11 protein-coding genes are annotated in these 15,747 nt (G+C 54.8%); 9 read left to right on the top strand and 2 right to left on the bottom strand.

From position 1 onward, the window contains the following. Nucleotides 1-57 precede the first annotated feature (57 nt). The 9 genes from znuA (at nt 58) to lpxM (ending at nt 12,974) form a co-directional block, all read left to right on the top strand. Nucleotides 58-1,002: a zinc ABC transporter substrate-binding protein ZnuA gene (gene znuA, locus FEM41_RS20370; protein WP_138097996.1), complete on the top strand. Its 945-nt coding sequence runs from the start codon at nt 58-60 to the stop codon at nt 1,000-1,002. Between the two features lie 15 nt (nt 1,003-1,017). Next, entirely contained in the window at nt 1,018-2,343 is a 1,326-nt protein-coding gene (gene mepM / locus FEM41_RS20365) for a murein DD-endopeptidase MepM (RefSeq protein WP_138097995.1), read from the top strand. Between the two features lie 434 nt (nt 2,344-2,777). Beyond that, nucleotides 2,778-3,971, top strand: a complete 1,194-nt coding sequence (locus FEM41_RS20360) for a glycosyltransferase family protein (protein ID WP_241666537.1) — start codon at nt 2,778-2,780, stop codon at nt 3,969-3,971. Nucleotides 3,972-3,973: 2 nt separating this feature from the next. Further along, a complete protein-coding gene (locus FEM41_RS20355; protein ID WP_138097994.1) occupies nt 3,974-5,206 on the top strand; it encodes a glycosyltransferase family 4 protein in 1,233 nt (410 codons plus the stop codon). Further along, complete coding sequence (locus tag FEM41_RS20350) at nt 5,206-6,378, top strand: glycosyltransferase family 4 protein (RefSeq protein WP_138097993.1); 1,173 nt, start codon at nt 5,206-5,208, stop codon at nt 6,376-6,378. The genes FEM41_RS20355 and FEM41_RS20350 overlap by 1 nt, the downstream gene beginning before the upstream one ends. Continuing rightward, a complete protein-coding gene (locus FEM41_RS20345) occupies nt 6,368-8,179 on the top strand; it encodes an ABC transporter ATP-binding protein (protein ID WP_138097992.1) in 1,812 nt (603 codons plus the stop codon). Before FEM41_RS20350 ends, FEM41_RS20345 begins: the two co-directional genes overlap by 11 nt. Then, nucleotides 8,176-10,428, top strand: a complete 2,253-nt coding sequence (locus FEM41_RS20340) for a phosphotransferase (protein ID WP_168198836.1) — start codon at nt 8,176-8,178, stop codon at nt 10,426-10,428. Before FEM41_RS20345 ends, FEM41_RS20340 begins: the two co-directional genes overlap by 4 nt. Continuing rightward, the gene (locus FEM41_RS20335; protein WP_138097990.1) at nt 10,428-11,705 is read left to right on the top strand and encodes an alginate export family protein; all 1,278 of its coding nucleotides are present in this window, start codon (nt 10,428-10,430) and stop codon (nt 11,703-11,705) included. The genes FEM41_RS20340 and FEM41_RS20335 overlap by 1 nt, the downstream gene beginning before the upstream one ends. 270 nt (nt 11,706-11,975) lie before the next feature. Further along, nucleotides 11,976-12,974 (top strand): lauroyl-Kdo(2)-lipid IV(A) myristoyltransferase, encoded by a 999-nt coding sequence (gene lpxM, locus FEM41_RS20330; protein ID WP_138097989.1) that lies wholly within the window; start codon nt 11,976-11,978, stop codon nt 12,972-12,974. Between the two features lie 61 nt (nt 12,975-13,035). On the opposite strand, the gene pyk is transcribed toward lpxM, so the two are convergent. Both pyk and FEM41_RS20320 read right to left on the bottom strand, forming a co-directional pair. Then, nucleotides 13,036-14,478 carry a pyruvate kinase gene (gene pyk, locus FEM41_RS20325; RefSeq protein WP_138097988.1) on the bottom strand — a complete coding sequence of 481 codons (1,443 nt, stop codon included), beginning with the start codon at nt 14,476-14,478 and terminating at the stop codon, nt 13,036-13,038. A gap of 124 nt (nt 14,479-14,602) precedes the next feature. Beyond that, complete coding sequence (locus FEM41_RS20320) at nt 14,603-15,472, bottom strand: MurR/RpiR family transcriptional regulator (protein ID WP_138099276.1); 870 nt, start codon at nt 15,470-15,472, stop codon at nt 14,603-14,605. Nucleotides 15,473-15,747: the final 275 nt, after the last annotated feature.

Raw genomic sequence — 15,747 nt, 5'->3', positions numbered from 1 at the left:
GTTCGCGAATGTTATAATATCACACCTCCTGCGCTATCAAAGATGAGAATTCGTATTATGTTACATAAAAAGACGCTTCTTTGCGCCAGCGGCGCGCTGGCGCTGTGGTTCGGTGCGGTCAACGTGGCGAAAGCCGATGTCGTGACCTCCATAAAACCCCTCGGGTTTATCGCTTCAGCTATTGCTGATGGCGTCACCGATACCCAGGTTCTACTGCCTGATGGCGCTTCCGAACACGATTACGCACTGCGGCCATCCGATGTAAAACGTATACAAGACGCGGACTTAGTGGTATGGGTCGGCCCGGAGATGGAAGCCTTTATGCAGAAGCCTGTGGCGCGTAGGGCGGAACAAAATCGCCTGGCGCTCTCTCAGCTTTCTGAAGTGAAACCGTTACTCATGAAGGGCGACCACGACCACGATCATGACCATGGCAGTGATGACCACCACGCGGAAAAACGTGACGGAGATCACCATCATGGTGAGAACAATCTGCATATCTGGTTATCCCCAGAGATAGCGCGGCTTTCAGCGGTTGCAATCCATAAAAAATTAGTGGAACTTATGCCGGAAAAACGCGACGAACTTGATGCCAACCTGCAGCGTTTTGAGGCAAATTTAGCCCGGACAGATAAGCAGGTAGCAAACGAGCTGTCACCAGTTAAAGGTAAGGGATATTACGTTTTTCATGATGCCTACGGCTACTTCGAAAAACATTATGGGTTAACGCCGCTTGGGCATTTTACCGTCAACCCTGAAATCCAACCTGGTGCGCAGCGTTTACATCAAATCAGAACACAGTTGGTTGAGCACAAGGCGGAATGCGTCTTTGCTGAGCCACAATTCAGGCCGGCGGTCATAGAAGCCGTTGCCAGAGGAACGCGGGTGCGCATGGGTACGCTTGATCCTCTTGGCACTGCCGTACAACTCGGTAAGGAGAGCTACATGCAGTTTCTTACCGGGCTTGCGGGCCAGTACACCGCCTGCCTGAAAGGGGATTAACGAGGAAGTGAATACGTGCAACAGATAGCCCGCGCTGTCGCCCTGGCATTTAACAATCTACCGCGACCTCACCGCGTGATGCTGGGGTCGCTGACAGTCGTCACATTAGCGGTCGCCGTATGGCGACCCTATGTTTACCACCAGGAGTCCTCCTCGCCGATCGTCAGAAGCATCGAGCTGGGTAAGGATGACATCCGTTCTCTGCTTCCGGAAGCCAGTGAACCTATCGATACCGCTACGCCACAAGAGGAAGAAGCGATTCCTCAGGATGAGCTGGACGATAAGGTTGCCTCCGATCAGGGACTCCATGAATATGTTGTCTCCACCGGTGATACCCTCAGCAGCATTCTGAACCAGTACGGCATCGATATGGGCGAGATTAGTCGCCTGGCCCAGGTGGACCGGGAGCTGCGTGGTCTGAAAATTGGTCAACAGCTCTCCTGGACTCTGACCGCCGACGGTAATCTCCAGAGTCTGACCTGGGAAGTCTCGCGGCGCGAAACCCGGACCTATGAGCGTAGCGGCAATGGCTTCAAAATGTCGCGCGAAACCCAGAAAGGGGATTGGGTCAATAACGTGATGAAGGGCACCGTGGGTGGTAGTTTCGTCTCCAGCGCTCGTTCCGCCGGTCTTACCAGCAGCGAGATCAATGCGATTATCAAATCAATGCAGTGGCAGATTGACTTCCGTAAGCTCAAGAAAGGTGATGAGTTTGCCGTGCTGATGTCTCGCGAAATGTTCGACGGCAAGCGAGAGCAGAGCCAACTGGTGGGCGTACGCCTGCGCAGCGGCGGCAAGGATTACTACAGCATTCGCGCTGAGGACGGTAAATTCTATGACCGTAACGGCTCCGGGCTGGCAAAAGGCTTCCTGCGCTTCCCGACCACACGTCAGTTCCGTGTCTCCTCAAACTTTAATCCGCGTCGTGTGAACCCGGTTACCGGTCGGATCGCGCCGCACCGTGGGGTGGATTTCGCCATGCCGCAGGGCACGCCGGTAATGGCCGTTGGCGACGGTGAAGTGGTGGTGGCTAAGCGTAGCGGCGCGGCAGGCTATTATGTCGCTCTGCGTCACGGCCGCTCTTACACCACCCGCTATATGCACCTTAAGAAACTGCTGGTGAAGTCGGGCCAGAAGGTGAAGCGTGGCGATCGTATCGCGCTGTCCGGGAATACCGGGCGCTCTACCGGGCCGCACCTGCACTATGAAGTGTGGATCAACAACCAGGCCGTTAACCCGCTCACGGCGAAACTGCCGCGTACCGAAGGGTTAGTGGGTAAAGATCGCAGCACCTTTATGGCGCAGGTCAAAGAGGTCACGCCGCAGTTGCGCTTCGACTGATTTATCCTGTTTATCCGAAAGCCGGTCTTCATGACCGGCTTTTTATTGCCCCCTAAATCACCTACCGGGGAGGTGGCGAGCGTTCCTGTAAAGCAATAGCCTGAAGAGCCTCTATGTCAGAAAATATCTGCTTATTCACTACAGATAAAAAGAGACAAGCTGTCGGCGGACACTGAATTCGGTATTTTCTCAGGATATAGTCTTTATTTTTATTTTTTCGATCGGCATTTGCTTATTATTGCATTTCAATGAGGCACTAAATTAGAAAAAACAGTAGCTGATATCAGTACATTTATGATAACACTTAATAATCAGTTAAGAATTCAGTGCTAGTTAAAAAATATAGTTAAAGGACTCTGGCAGAGCTATCTTCATTGTTGCCTGTACTATGAATCATGACCAGGCATGTAAGACATGGAAGGAGTTAAGTTATTATGTGTGGCTATCGTCCCGCGCGGCTTGCCTTTTATTCCCATGATACGATGGGACTGGGGCATATCAGACGTAATATGCTACTGGCGAATGCAGTACTGAAACGTCGACCTTCAACAGAAATTTTGTTGATTAACGGCATCCGCGAGTCCGGCATTTTTCATTTTCCGGAAGGGATGGATTCTGTCACGTTGCCTGGTTACCGGAAAATGCAGGATGGTAAATATCGGCCCAGTTCTTTAGGTCACGATATCCATCGTCTGGTCGAGTTACGCGTTAACGTTATTCAGGCCGCGCTGACGTCATTTCGCCCTGATGTGATGGTCGTCGATAACGTTCCACGAGGTGCGATGTCCGAACTGGATAGCATCCTGCCGATGCTGGCGAGGCAGGGAACGCATCTGGTGCTTGGGCTGCGGGATATTATTGATGAACCGACAGAGGTACAGCGTCAGTGGCGGAAACTGGATAACCAGAGAGCGATTCGCGATTACTACCACGACGTCTGGGTATACGGCGACGCCCGTTTTTACGATCTGCGCAGCGCCTACCAACTGGAAAAAAGCGTCGTGGATAAAACGTCCTTTATGGGTTATCTGAACGCCACGTATCATGCGCCCCAGCCTCAGCTCGCCGATAACCTGGTGATCGATGTCAAAAAACCGTGGATTTTATGTATGGTTGGCGGCGGGCAGGATGGCTACCAGCTTGCCTCAACTTTTGCACATGCCCAACTGCCTGAAGGCTTTTCTGGCATATTAATTACCGGAACCATGATGCCAACCGCTGAATTCGAAGCACTACAGCAAATAGTCTGCCAGCGTGACGATCTACACATTATTCGCTTTATTCCTAATCCTCTGGCGCTATTACGTCAGGCGCACAGCATTATCGCGATGGGAGGCTATAACTCCACGCTGGAAATACTTTCCCTGAACAAACGCGCGCTTATTATTCCGCGGATCTCTCCGCGTCAGGAACAATGGATTCGCGCCATCCACCTGGCACAAAGGAATCTGGTCAGTTGTCTGCATCCGGAAGATTTAACACCGGAGGCGCTGAGTCAATGGATATGCTCGTCCTGGCAACCTGACAATCCGCGCCGGCATTTAAACCTGGACGGTCTGTTGACCTTTACGGAAAAAATGAATGCACTTTTGACAGGAAAAACATCGCTAGTCAGGGAAGAGGCATAATAATGACAAAACAACCTTATGTCGGATATGTGGTAAAACGTTATCCGCGTTTCTCAGAAACCTTCATCGTTAATGAAATTCTTGCCCATGAACGCGTCGGCATGAAAATAGACATTTTCGCACTTGGCAACGTTGAAGAGACACACTTTCAGGACATCATTGCTCAGGTTCGGGCTCCGGTTACCCGTATTGTTGACAAACAACGTAACATGGAGCGCTACTGGGCATTATTTGACCGGGCGTGGCGAGAACTCCCCGGTTTTGCCGACTGCCTGGCGGCGCAACGTCACCCCAACGTACACGAATTTGCCCAGGCCATTTTGCTGGCGCTGGCCATACGCGAGCGGGGTATCGAACATCTGCATGCGCATTTCGGCACCCGGGCCACAACGGTAGCCCGCATCGCAGCCCGCCTTAGTGGGATTGGCTACAGCTTTACCGCCCACGCGAAAGATATTTATTACCCTTACCAGGAAAGTACTGAACTGGAAAACAAACTGCGTGATGCCGTACAGGCGATTACCGTTTCTGACTACAACCTGGCTCATCTACGCCAGCGCTATGGGAAAAATGCCGATCGGACGATTCGCCTGTACAACGGTCTCGATCTGCAAAAATTCAGCTTCACACTCAACAATAACCGGCAACCTGAGATTCTGGCTGTCGGACGGCTGGTGGAAAAAAAAGGCTTTTGTCATCTGATATCGGCGCTGCGCTTGTTGCACGATCGGAGGCTGAGCTTACGCTGTCGGATCATTGGTGATGGCCCGCTGCATGCCGTGCTACTGGCGCAAATTCGTAATCTCGGCCTGGAGCAGGTCGTCACGCTGAGTGGTTTTCTGCCGCAGCGAGAAATCATCACCGCTATGCGTAACGCTCTGATGGTTGTGGCCCCCTGTATTGTCAGTGAGGAAGGGGATCGCGACGGATTGCCGACCGTGCTACTGGAAGCAATGGCGCTGGGGACGCCGGTCATCGCCACTCGCGTCGCGGGAATTCCGGAACTGGTCATTGAAGGGAAAACAGGCTGCTGTGTTGCGCCCGGCGATTCCGCTGCGCTGACCGAGGCCATCACCCGTCTGGCCGACAGCGAGGAATTTCGCATCAGGCTGGCGTATGAGGCGAGAGCGCTGATTGAGCAGGAGTTCGATATTGACTGTAATACCAGACAGTTGCGGGAGATTTTTGCAGCGGCGGCGGCGCGTCTTTCATCCGTCAGAGGGGAGAACGCCTGATGAAAGTGGCATGGATTTGTGCCGACCCTGGCATTCCGGTATTTGGACAAAAAGGGGCATCAATTCATATCCAGGAAGTGTTGCGGGTACTACTACGCCACGGTGCTGAAGTGCTGCTGTTTACCTGTCGCTCCGGAGGAGAGAGCCCTGACGAATTCCGGGGGATGAAAGTCGTGTCTCTACCCACAATGCCTGACTCCGTTGACGAAGAGACGCGGGCGCGAGCGGCACTGGAAAATAACGATGCACTGGTGAGGTTAATGGCGGCGGAAGGGCCATTTGACGTGGTCTATGAACGCTATTCACTGTGGAGCTACGCCGGAATTGTCTGGGCAAAGCGGGCCGGGATTCCGACGATTCTTGAGGTCAACGCGCCGCTGCCTGAAGAACAGCGCCGGTATCGCAAGCTGGCGCTGGAGACAGAGGCGTTCCAGGTTCTCGACCAGTTGTTAACCCATGCCGATATTCTGGTGGCGGTTTCCGACGGGGTTAAGCACTGGCTCAACACTTTTGCGCCATCCCGGGGTAAGGCTCATGTCGTGGCGAATGGCGTCGATCCCGCTCGTTTTCGCGCACACCGTACTACGTCAGGTCCAGGGCTAACGCTGGGGTTCGTCGGTACTCTGAAGCCCTGGCATGGGCTGCACATACTGATCGACGCTTTTATTTTACTGCGCCATGAAAATTACGATGTCACTTTATCTGTCATTGGTCATGGGCCGGAGTTCATTCCGATGCGCGAAAAGTTAGCGCAAGCCGGACTACTGGCTTGCGCGGATTTCCACGGCGCGGTTGCCCCTTCACAGGTTCCGGCGCTGCTGGAGCAGGTGGATATCGGTATCGCCCCCTATCCGCAGTTCGACAACTTCTATTTTTCACCCCTAAAAATCTACGAATATATGGCAGCCGGATTACCGGTGATTACTTCCCGTACCGGCCATCTGGCAGAGTTGGTCAAGGACCGCCTGACCGGTCTGTTGGTTGAGCCGGAATCGCCGCAGGCGCTGGCGGACGCTGTGATCGCGTTGTACAACGACCCGGCGCTGCGTAAGCGCCTGGGCCAGGTCGGACGTCAGCGGGCGGAAAAATACCATAGCTGGGAGCGGGTCGTACGACATATCTGGCAACTGGCTGGTATTGAACTGGCAGCGGGGGAGCCTGATGAAAACTGAAGCCCGCACTGCAGTACTGCGCGTCTTCTGGCCGTGGATTCGTCGCCAGAAAAGGTTGCTGTACGGCTCTTTTATTATCCTGTTACTGGCAAGCGTTATCCGTCTGCTGGAGCCGTGGCCGCTGGCGTTCGCTATTGATGTGGTGACGGGAGACGTGAAGGACAATACGCTGATAAACAGCGTCGGGTTGAATCACTTAACTACTGAAAATCTACTGTGGATTTGTGCGGTCGGTGTTGTCGCGGTTGCCGTTCTCCGGGCCATTGCCAGCTACGTTAGCACCATCGGTATGGCGCTGGCCGGTAGCCAGGTTATGAGCGGAGTTCGCCAGGCGCTGTTTGCGCAACTGCTACGTTTGCCTTTGTCGTTTCATCAGCGAGCCCGAACCGGCGATCTGACGATGCGGCTGATTAACGATATTGGCATGATGCGTGAAGCCACAGTTACCGCCATTGTGCCTTTGCTGTCCAGCTCGGTGGTTTTTCTGGGCATGCTCAGCATCATGCTTTTTCTCAACTGGGCACTGACGTTGCTCATACTCCTGCCCATGCCATTGCTGGCGCTGGGAATGTTATACAGCAGCCGTAAAATCCGTGAAGTCAGTCGTACCCAACGTAAGCGTGAAGGCGAGCTGGCAGCCAGATCGGCGGAGTTTATGACGGGGATCGCAACCATCCAGGCCATGTCGTTAGAAAAGGCCGCAACGAAGACATTTAATGGCAGCGATACCCGAAGTCTGCAACAAAATGTACGCACCAAACGGCTGAGTGCGGGCCTGGAGCGTCAGGTGGATATCCTGATTGCCATCGTTACTGCTCTGGTCTTGCTTCTGGGTGCCAGAAGTGTTCTGGCGGAAAAAATGTCAGCAGGCGAACTGCTGATTTTCATCTCTTATATGAAAAATGCCTTTCGACCTGTTCGTGAATTCGCTAAATACAGCGGTCGTCTGGCGAAAGCGATTACCGCTGGAGAGCGGATTACGGAGCTACTGAATCTGAAGCCGGACATCGACCGTCAGGTTGGATTGTCGCTGGCATCAGAGCAGGCCCGGAAGGATATCCGCTTTGAAAGGGTAAGCTTCGCCTGGTGGGATGCAAAGGGGGAGTCGGAACATTGCATACTTCATGATCTCAGCTTCTGTATTGCGGGGGGAAGCTCCGTCGCCATTACCGGTTCATCCGGTGCTGGTAAATCGACGCTGATCCAGTTACTGCTGCGCCTGTATGACCCTTACGCTGGAAAAATTACGCTTGGGGGGCAGGATCTGCGGGATTACACCGCAGAGAGCCTGCGCAAACAGATCGGCTATCTGCCGCAGGAGAGTCTGCTGTTTGGCGTTACCATTCGGGAAAATATTGCGCTGGGCAGCAATGGAGCGGTTAGCGAAGAGGAGATCGTGGCGGCAGCGAAGTTAGCCAATGCACATGATTTTATTCTGAAGCTGCCGCAGGGGTATGACACCACCATCAGCGAGCGAGGAACATCGCTGTCCGGTGGACAGCGTCAGCGAATAGCTATCGCCAGAGCCGCAATACGCAATAGTAGTGTGCTGCTGCTGGATGAACCAGGGGTGGGGCTGGACAGCGAAAACGAGCGTTTGATAACCAATGCCCTGACGCGTCTGATGCGAGAGCGAACCTGCATTATCGTCACACACAATCTTTCCCTTGCGTCTCGCGCCGATCGCATTCTGGTGTTGGATCAAGGGCGTATCGTTGAACAGGGCGATCATCATACGCTATTGGGCCATCGTGGACGCTACTTCGAATTATGGAACATACAGAAAGGAATCGCGCCATGATAGCCGCTCGCGATGCTGAACAAGCGCTGGCTGCCCGCGATCCGGCGCTCCCCGGACTGGAACTGTTGTTGGATAATACCCAATTACTGGCAGCGCTACGTACTCTGGCTCCGCTCGCCAGCGCCCGGTCCGTACAGGTCCGTTATCTGCGCTACAAACCCTGCACCAGCTGCGTGCTGTCCCTGGAAATTACGATGGAAAACGCGGAGCTACTGCGCTATTTCGCCAGGGGATTAACGCGGGAGCGTTTTGCCGTCTCTTTACGCCATCTAAAGCGTCGGGCCATGATCGCCGCCGGGCATCCATATGCGCCGCTGGTACTGGAACGACAGGCGATTCTGTTACTTCATCCCACTCAGGATCGTGACATTCGCTATCTCGATACGCTGTGGGACGATACAAAACGTCACCGCCTGCTACAGGACTGGCTACCGGAACTGGTTAATAATGAGGGCGTCGACTGGCAACTGATGCGCTACAAACCCGGACGGCGCTGTGTCGCTGTCATTCAGCGCGGTGAAACACCGCTGGCGCTGGTGCGCTGTACCACCGCCAGGGAGTTCGGGGCAATATTGCAGGGCAGCGCCACAGGCGTGGCGCTGGGTCATATAACGCTGTTAGGCGCCCGGGCAGTCTGTCGTATGGTAGCGACTCGCTGGATGCCGGGGCAGAGCCTCGACAGCCTGCCTGAAGGCGATGACATGACAGCGCTGGTTGAACGCGTTGGCGCCGAGCTTGCCCTGGTGCATAACGCGCCGTTTGTTCCGACACTGCGCCGTAAACTACAGGATGATCTGAATGCGCTCTGGCGCGAATGGGAAGCCATTCGTACTCTCCTGCCCGGAGAGGCTGAACGCTTTGAGCACTGCGCCACACAAATCGAGGCGCATCTTGGACAGTTCAGCACGCCGCCTGTGGTTCTGCACGGCGATTTTTCCGCCGATCAGGTGGTGATAACCCCGGCCGGGCCACGCTTCATTGACTGGGATCGCAGCGCCAGCGGTCACCCACTCAATGACATCGCCTCTTTCCTTGCCCGTCTTGAAATGGATGTCATTAATGGTCTGCGCAGCCGCTCACAGGCGGATACCGTCGGTGAGGCGTTACTGAGAGGTTACCGTACCCAGCGTACATCTGGTGATGGACTGTCATGGTTTGTCGCCCGCTCGCTCCTGTGTCTGGCAACGGAGTCGTTTCGCCTGCGGTGGCCGGACTGGCCGAAAAGGGTAGATGTGCTGCTTACGCGCGTGGAACAGCTATGTTTTCAGGAGGCAGACGGCAGTGGTGGTTCAGACCCATGGCAAGAAGTTCTTACACGACTTTGCTCACGCCAGACGATGGAAAGCGCCCTTATCCAGGGACTGGCCCCAGACTGTGCATGGAGACTACAGGCGGCTCGGATCGTCCGCCATAAGCCTGGCAGAAGAGCATTAGTTGAGTATCAGTTGGATGATGCGACAGGTGTGACACAGGTTCTTCTGGGAAAATATCGGGAAAAGGGCATTGATAACCATGCTTTTGCCTGCCAGCAGGCATTGTGGCGGGGCGGAATTCGGGTTCCGGAACCGCTGGTTAAGCTACCGCAACAGAAAATCTGGCTACAGCGGAAGGTTGTGGCGACACCGCTCACCCGAATGCTGCTGATATCGCAGGTACTGCCGGGGACGGCGGGCGCTGTCGGTATCGCGCTGGCACGAATGCAGCAGCACCCGGGTTTACGTCAGGCTATTGGCGATCGCCGTTGGGACTTAACCGATGAGTTGCGGGTACTGGATTGGGGATTCAGGCAGGTCGCAGAACAACATCCCGACTGGCGTCGTCGCCTCAACAGGCTTTTTAACCGCTGCGAGGCGTTAGCCTCGACCCTGGTAGCGTCACGTGAGGCTTGTTTGCACCGGGATTTTTATCCCGACCAAATCCTGGTTGCGCCTGACGATCCGCAGTGTGTGACGCTGTTGGATTTTGACCTGTGCGCCATTGGCGCCGGGGCGTTGGATGCCGGAAACTACCTTGCTCACATCAGCGAGCTGGCGTTACGTCTCTCTGGCGACATTCAGACGTTACAGGCACATGAGTCTGCCTTTACTCATGCCTGGCTCGCCTGCTCAGATGGCGTGACTTTGGCTGAGGTTCAGGCCTTCAAGGCGCTATCGCTGGCCAGACATATCTTCCTGAGCACCCGATTTCCTTCAAGAGCATACACGACGGCGCCACTGCTTGATTATTGTGAAAGAGTAATGGATGACTAATGACAAGATATATTTCATCAGCATGTCGCTGTAGCTTTGCCATTTCACTGGGAATAAATTTGCTTTTCGCGTCGTCTGGCGTACGGGCGGAAGAGAAACCGGAAGCGCCATTGCTTCAATTTCATACCACGTTAAAACTTGAGACATGGTCGCTGCGTAACAAATCGCTGCGTAAAGGTGAAAAGCGCGAAAATGAGCAGAAGCGGGAGCCCCTGGCGCGATTTCGGGTCGATGTAGCAAAGAAGAGGCCGCTATATGGCGTACTGGAGCTGGAGCTGACGGACAAAACGACCCGTGAAAGCGGTAAAAAGAAGCAGAGCCAGACCAAACTGGATCTGACCCAGGCATATATTGGCGTAAATATTGATGCATTGAATAGCGATCTGCGTATGGGGCGCTGGCTGTACCGCGACGAGCGCGAATGGTTGTTTGATGAAAATATGGATGGTGTGCTGCTCCACTGGAAAAAGGGAGGCTGGCGGGGGGACGTGCTGGGCGCCAGGATTAATTACTGGCAGCGCGATCTGCTGAATCGCTCAACGCGCAATACGGGGAATGCCGCAACGATAGCAACGAATCTGCGTTTTAAAATTGATGATAAGTGGCTGGCAGGCGGTTATGTGGTTATGAGCAAAAATACCCATGACGATGGGTATCATCAGTATCATTACGGACTGCGTTCGCATAACGAGCAGAGCAGAGGGTTACGCCATTGGGCTGAGTTAGGCATGATGGAGGGAAAAAACGAAAGCGGGCGCCACAAGGGCTACGCAATCGATCTTGGCGCCACCTGGGTCTTTGATCATGATCTACGCTCGCGCATCACCCTGGGATACGCGTTAGCCAGCCAGCACTACCGTCAGACAGGGCTGCAATCCAACGAAGCGACCTTCGGTGGAGATACTAAATTCAGCATTTATGGCAATACGCTGGCGCCGGAATTGGCTAACCTTCAGGTCTTTAGCGCAGGTATTGGGCTGGATATTACCCCGGATTCAGGACTGGATCTGGTCTATCACCATTACCGCCAGACGCGGATGGACGATTTTGGTACCCACGATCCCGAACTGAAGTCCCGTTACGATCGTCGGAACACGCATCGGTTGGGGGAGGGAGTCGATCTCATCTGGGGGGTGGAAGTCACTGATAATCTAAAGACTGAACTGTTGCTGGGCATGTTTCTGCCATCAAAGCGTTTTCGTTCCGGATCCGGAGATGATGCGTCACGCAGTTCGCCTGCTTATTCCGTCGGTTTCGAAGTCGAGCTGAAGTTTTAACGGGTTTCTCGCCATAATCCCCATCAGGGACTAAGATATTTCGCTATTCACTGCTGATATTACTGCGAATAAAAGTAAACTAACCAGTATCTGTAGAGACAGAGTGCTGATTGATTAATGCGGATTTCGCAGGGATCCCTCAGCCTTACAGGGGCATTCTCAAAGGCCGCCTTCCCGGAAGGTGGTCTTTTACTTTGTCTGTCGGCCATCCGCCGCTAAAATAGCGGGCAACGGTGATGATTAGTCGAATCGGCCACGGCCGGGAAGCGAATGGAAAAAGAACAAAAAGCAGAAAAGAGATCGAACATTGAGTTTATTCCTCAGTTCCAGAAGGCGTTTTTGCATCCGCGCTACTGGGGCTCGTGGCTGGGCGTGGTGGCCTTTGCGGGACTGGCCTGGACGCCGCCGCGTCTGCGCGATCCGCTGCTGGGGAATATTGGCCGTATTGCCGGACGCTTTGCGAAAAGCGCCCGGCGCCGGGCGCGCATCAATCTGCTTTACTGTTTTCCGGAGCTACCGGAAGAGCAACGGGAAGCCATGATCGACGGCATGTTTACGACCGCGCCTCAGGCGATGGCCATGATGGCGGAGCTGGGGTTACGGGATCCACAAAAGATTCTGGCTCGTGTCGACTGGCATGGTAAAGAGATTATTGATGAGCTGCAGGCCAATAACGAGAAGGTGATTTTTCTGGTCCCTCACGGCTGGGCGGTGGATATACCGGCGATGCTGATGGCGGCAAGCGGCCAGTTGATGGCGGCGATGTTCCATAACCAGGGCAATCAGCTGTTCGATTATCTGTGGAACCGGATACGCCGCCGTTTTGGTGGCCGTATGCACGCCCGTAACGATGGCATCAAGCCTTTTATCAGCTCGGTGCGTCAGGGGTACTGGGGCTACTATCTTCCGGACCAGGATCACGGCCGTGAACACAGCGAATTCGTGGATTTCTTCGCGACCTATAAGGCGACGCTGCCGGCGATTGGCCGCCTGATGAAAGTGTGTCGGGCACGGGTTGTGCCGCTGTTTCCGGTTTATAACGGCGACACTCATCGGCTGGATATCTATATCCGTCCGCCGATGGACGATCTGCGCGAGGCGGACGATCACACCATCGCCCGGCGTATGAATGAAGAGGTGGAGATCTTTGTGGGGCCTCATCCCGAGCAGTACACTTGGATTCTGAAGCTGTTGAAGACCCGTAAGGAAGGGGAGATTCAGCCTTATAAGCGCAAGGATCTGTGGCCGAAGGACAGGAAGAAGCCCTGATCATTTAGCGATAAAAAAGCCCACAGACGACGCTGTGGGCTTTTTCATTTCCGAAGGTCGATTATTCGACGGTCAGAATACGCACGGTATTGGTGGTGCCTACGGTGCCCATCACATCGCCCTGGGTGACGATAACCCGATCGCCAGGGACCAGATAGCCCTTATCGCGTAGCAGGTTCACCGCATCGTGGGCGGCGGCTACACCGTCGGTATGGGTGTCGCAGTGTACCGGCGTTACGCCGCGGTACAGGGAGGTCAGATCCAGGGTGCGCTCATGGCGCGACATCGCGAAGATTGGCAGGCCAGAGCTGATGCGCGAGGTCATGCGTGCAGTGCGGCCGGATTCGGTCATGGCGATGATCGCGGTCACTCCGGTGGTGTGGTTAGCCGCGTACATGGCCGACATAGCGATAGCCTCTTCCACATTTTCGAACTGCACGTCCAGGCGGTGTTTGGAAACATTGACGCTGGGGATTTTTTCGGCGCCAATACAGACCCGGGCCATGGCCGCGACCGTCTCTGCCGGGTACTGACCCGCAGCGGTCTCTGCTGAGAGCATGACAGCGTCGGTGCCGTCCAGCACGGCGTTCGCTACGTCCATGACCTCGGCGCGAGTTGGCATCGGGTTGGTGATCATCGACTCCATCATCTGGGTCGCGGTAATGACGGCACGATTCAGCCGACGGGCACGGCGAATCAGGGTTTTTTGGATGCCGACCAGCTCCGGATCGCCGATCTCCACGCCAAGATCGCCGCGCGCGACCATCACAGCGTCGGAGGCGCGAATAATATCGTCCATGGCCTCTTCGCTGGCTACGGCCTCCGCACGTTCGACCTTAGCGACAATGTGGGCGTCGCAGCCAGCATCACGCGCCAGACGGCGGGCATAGTTCAGATCCTCGCCGCAGCGCGGAAAGGAGACCGCCAGATAATCCACCCCAATTTTCGCTGCGGTCAGGATATCGGCTTTGTCTTTTTCGGTCAGCGCTTCGGCCGACAGGCCGCCGCCCAGCTTGTTGATGCCTTTGTTATTGGAGAGCGGTCCACCGACGGTGACTTCGGTAAAAACTTTCATCCCCTGAACTTCCAGCACCTTCAGCTGCACGCGACCGTCGTCGAGCAGCAGGATATCGCCAGGCACCACATCCGCGGGCAGCCCTTTATAGTCGATGCCGACTTTTTCCCGATCGCCTTCGCCTTTGCCCAGGCCGGCATCGAGCAGAAATTTGTCACCGATGTTGAGGAAGACTTTGCCCTCTTTAAAGGTGGAAACACGGATTTTCGGCCCCTGGAGATCGCCCAGGATGGCGACATGACGTCCCAGCCGCGCCGCGATTTCGCGGACCTTATTGGCGCGCAGCAGGTGATCTTCCGCGCTGCCGTGTGAAAAGTTCATGCGCACCACATTGGCGCCAGCGGCGATAACCTTCTCTAGGTTATTGTCGCGGTCAGTGGCCGGGCCTAAGGTGGTTACGATTTTGGTTCTGCGTAGCCGTCTGGACATGTATTACTCCGTTGACTGAAACAACTCGGTGTTGCTTGAATAGAATTCGGTTGTTCGGACTTTCTACTCTTAACCTAACCGAACAGCCTGCTAAGTTACATCTTTGTTATAAAAAATTAACAAATTACTCTGTGTTATCCGGCAGAAACAGTCCCTTATCAAAGCGCGATTCGCGCAGGGCTTCCTTGACCCGCTTCAAGTTCTCTCTGAATTTCGCGCCGCGGCGCAGGGTAAAGCCGGTAGCCAGAGCATCGAGCAGCGTGAGCTGCGCCAGACGAGATACCATGGGGATATAGATATCGGTATCTTCCGGTACCTCCAGCAGCAGGCTAAGACCGGCTTCCTCTGCCAGCGGCGAGTCGGGGCTGGTAATGGCTATCACCATCATATCGTTGTCGCGCGCCAGACCGGCCAGCTCGACCATCTGCCGGGTCCGACCGGTGTGGGAGATCAACACCAGTACGTCGCCACTGCCGCCGTTGATGCAGTTCATTCGCTGCACCACGATATCGTCGGAATAGAAAACCGGCACATTGAAGCGCAGGAACTTGTTCATGGCATCGTGAGCCACAACGGCGGAGGCGCCAAGCCCGAAGAAGGTGATGCGTCGCGCCTGGCTTAGCCAGTCTACGGCGCGGTTGATGGCCTGCATATCCAGAGTCTGGCGCACCTGATCCAGACTGGCCATTGCTGACTCAAAAATTTTATTGGTGTAGGACTCGACGCTATCATTTTCATCAACGCTGCGGCTGACCCAGGGAGTACCGCTGGCCAGGCTCTGGGCCAGATGAAGTTTGAAATCGGGGAAGCCCCGGGTTTCCATACGGCGGCAGAAGCGGTTGACGGTGGGTTCGCTCACCCCGGCGCAGGCGGCAAGCGCCGCGATACTCGAATGAATGGCGCGCTGCGGCGCCTGTAAAATGGCGTCGGCGACCTTGCGTTCGGACTTACTCAGCCTGTCCCGCTGAATCCGGATAGTTTCCAGCATATTCATAATGAATGAGGCACTCACAGCTCGTTGCGATGCCACTTCGGGCGTCATCGTCAGTTACTCCGCCCAGAATACCCTTTTCGGGGGCATCTGCGGGTATCGAAAAGGCCAAAGCTGTTGTTTTTTTTCATTACTTGATCGTAGTCGGGTTTTGGTCCTCTGCTGGCAACAGGTCGGATAGCGCTTTACGATAGCGACAGCTGGCGATTTCTATGGCAAATGGCACTGGGTGTATTCGCCTCACTAACAAAATGAAGTACAGTGCATTGTAATAAAAT

This window comes from Jejubacter calystegiae (assembly GCF_005671395.1).
In the GTDB taxonomy this organism is placed as follows: domain Bacteria; phylum Pseudomonadota; class Gammaproteobacteria; order Enterobacterales; family Enterobacteriaceae; genus Jejubacter; species Jejubacter calystegiae.
This window is presented reverse-complemented; position numbering and strand designations above follow the sequence as displayed.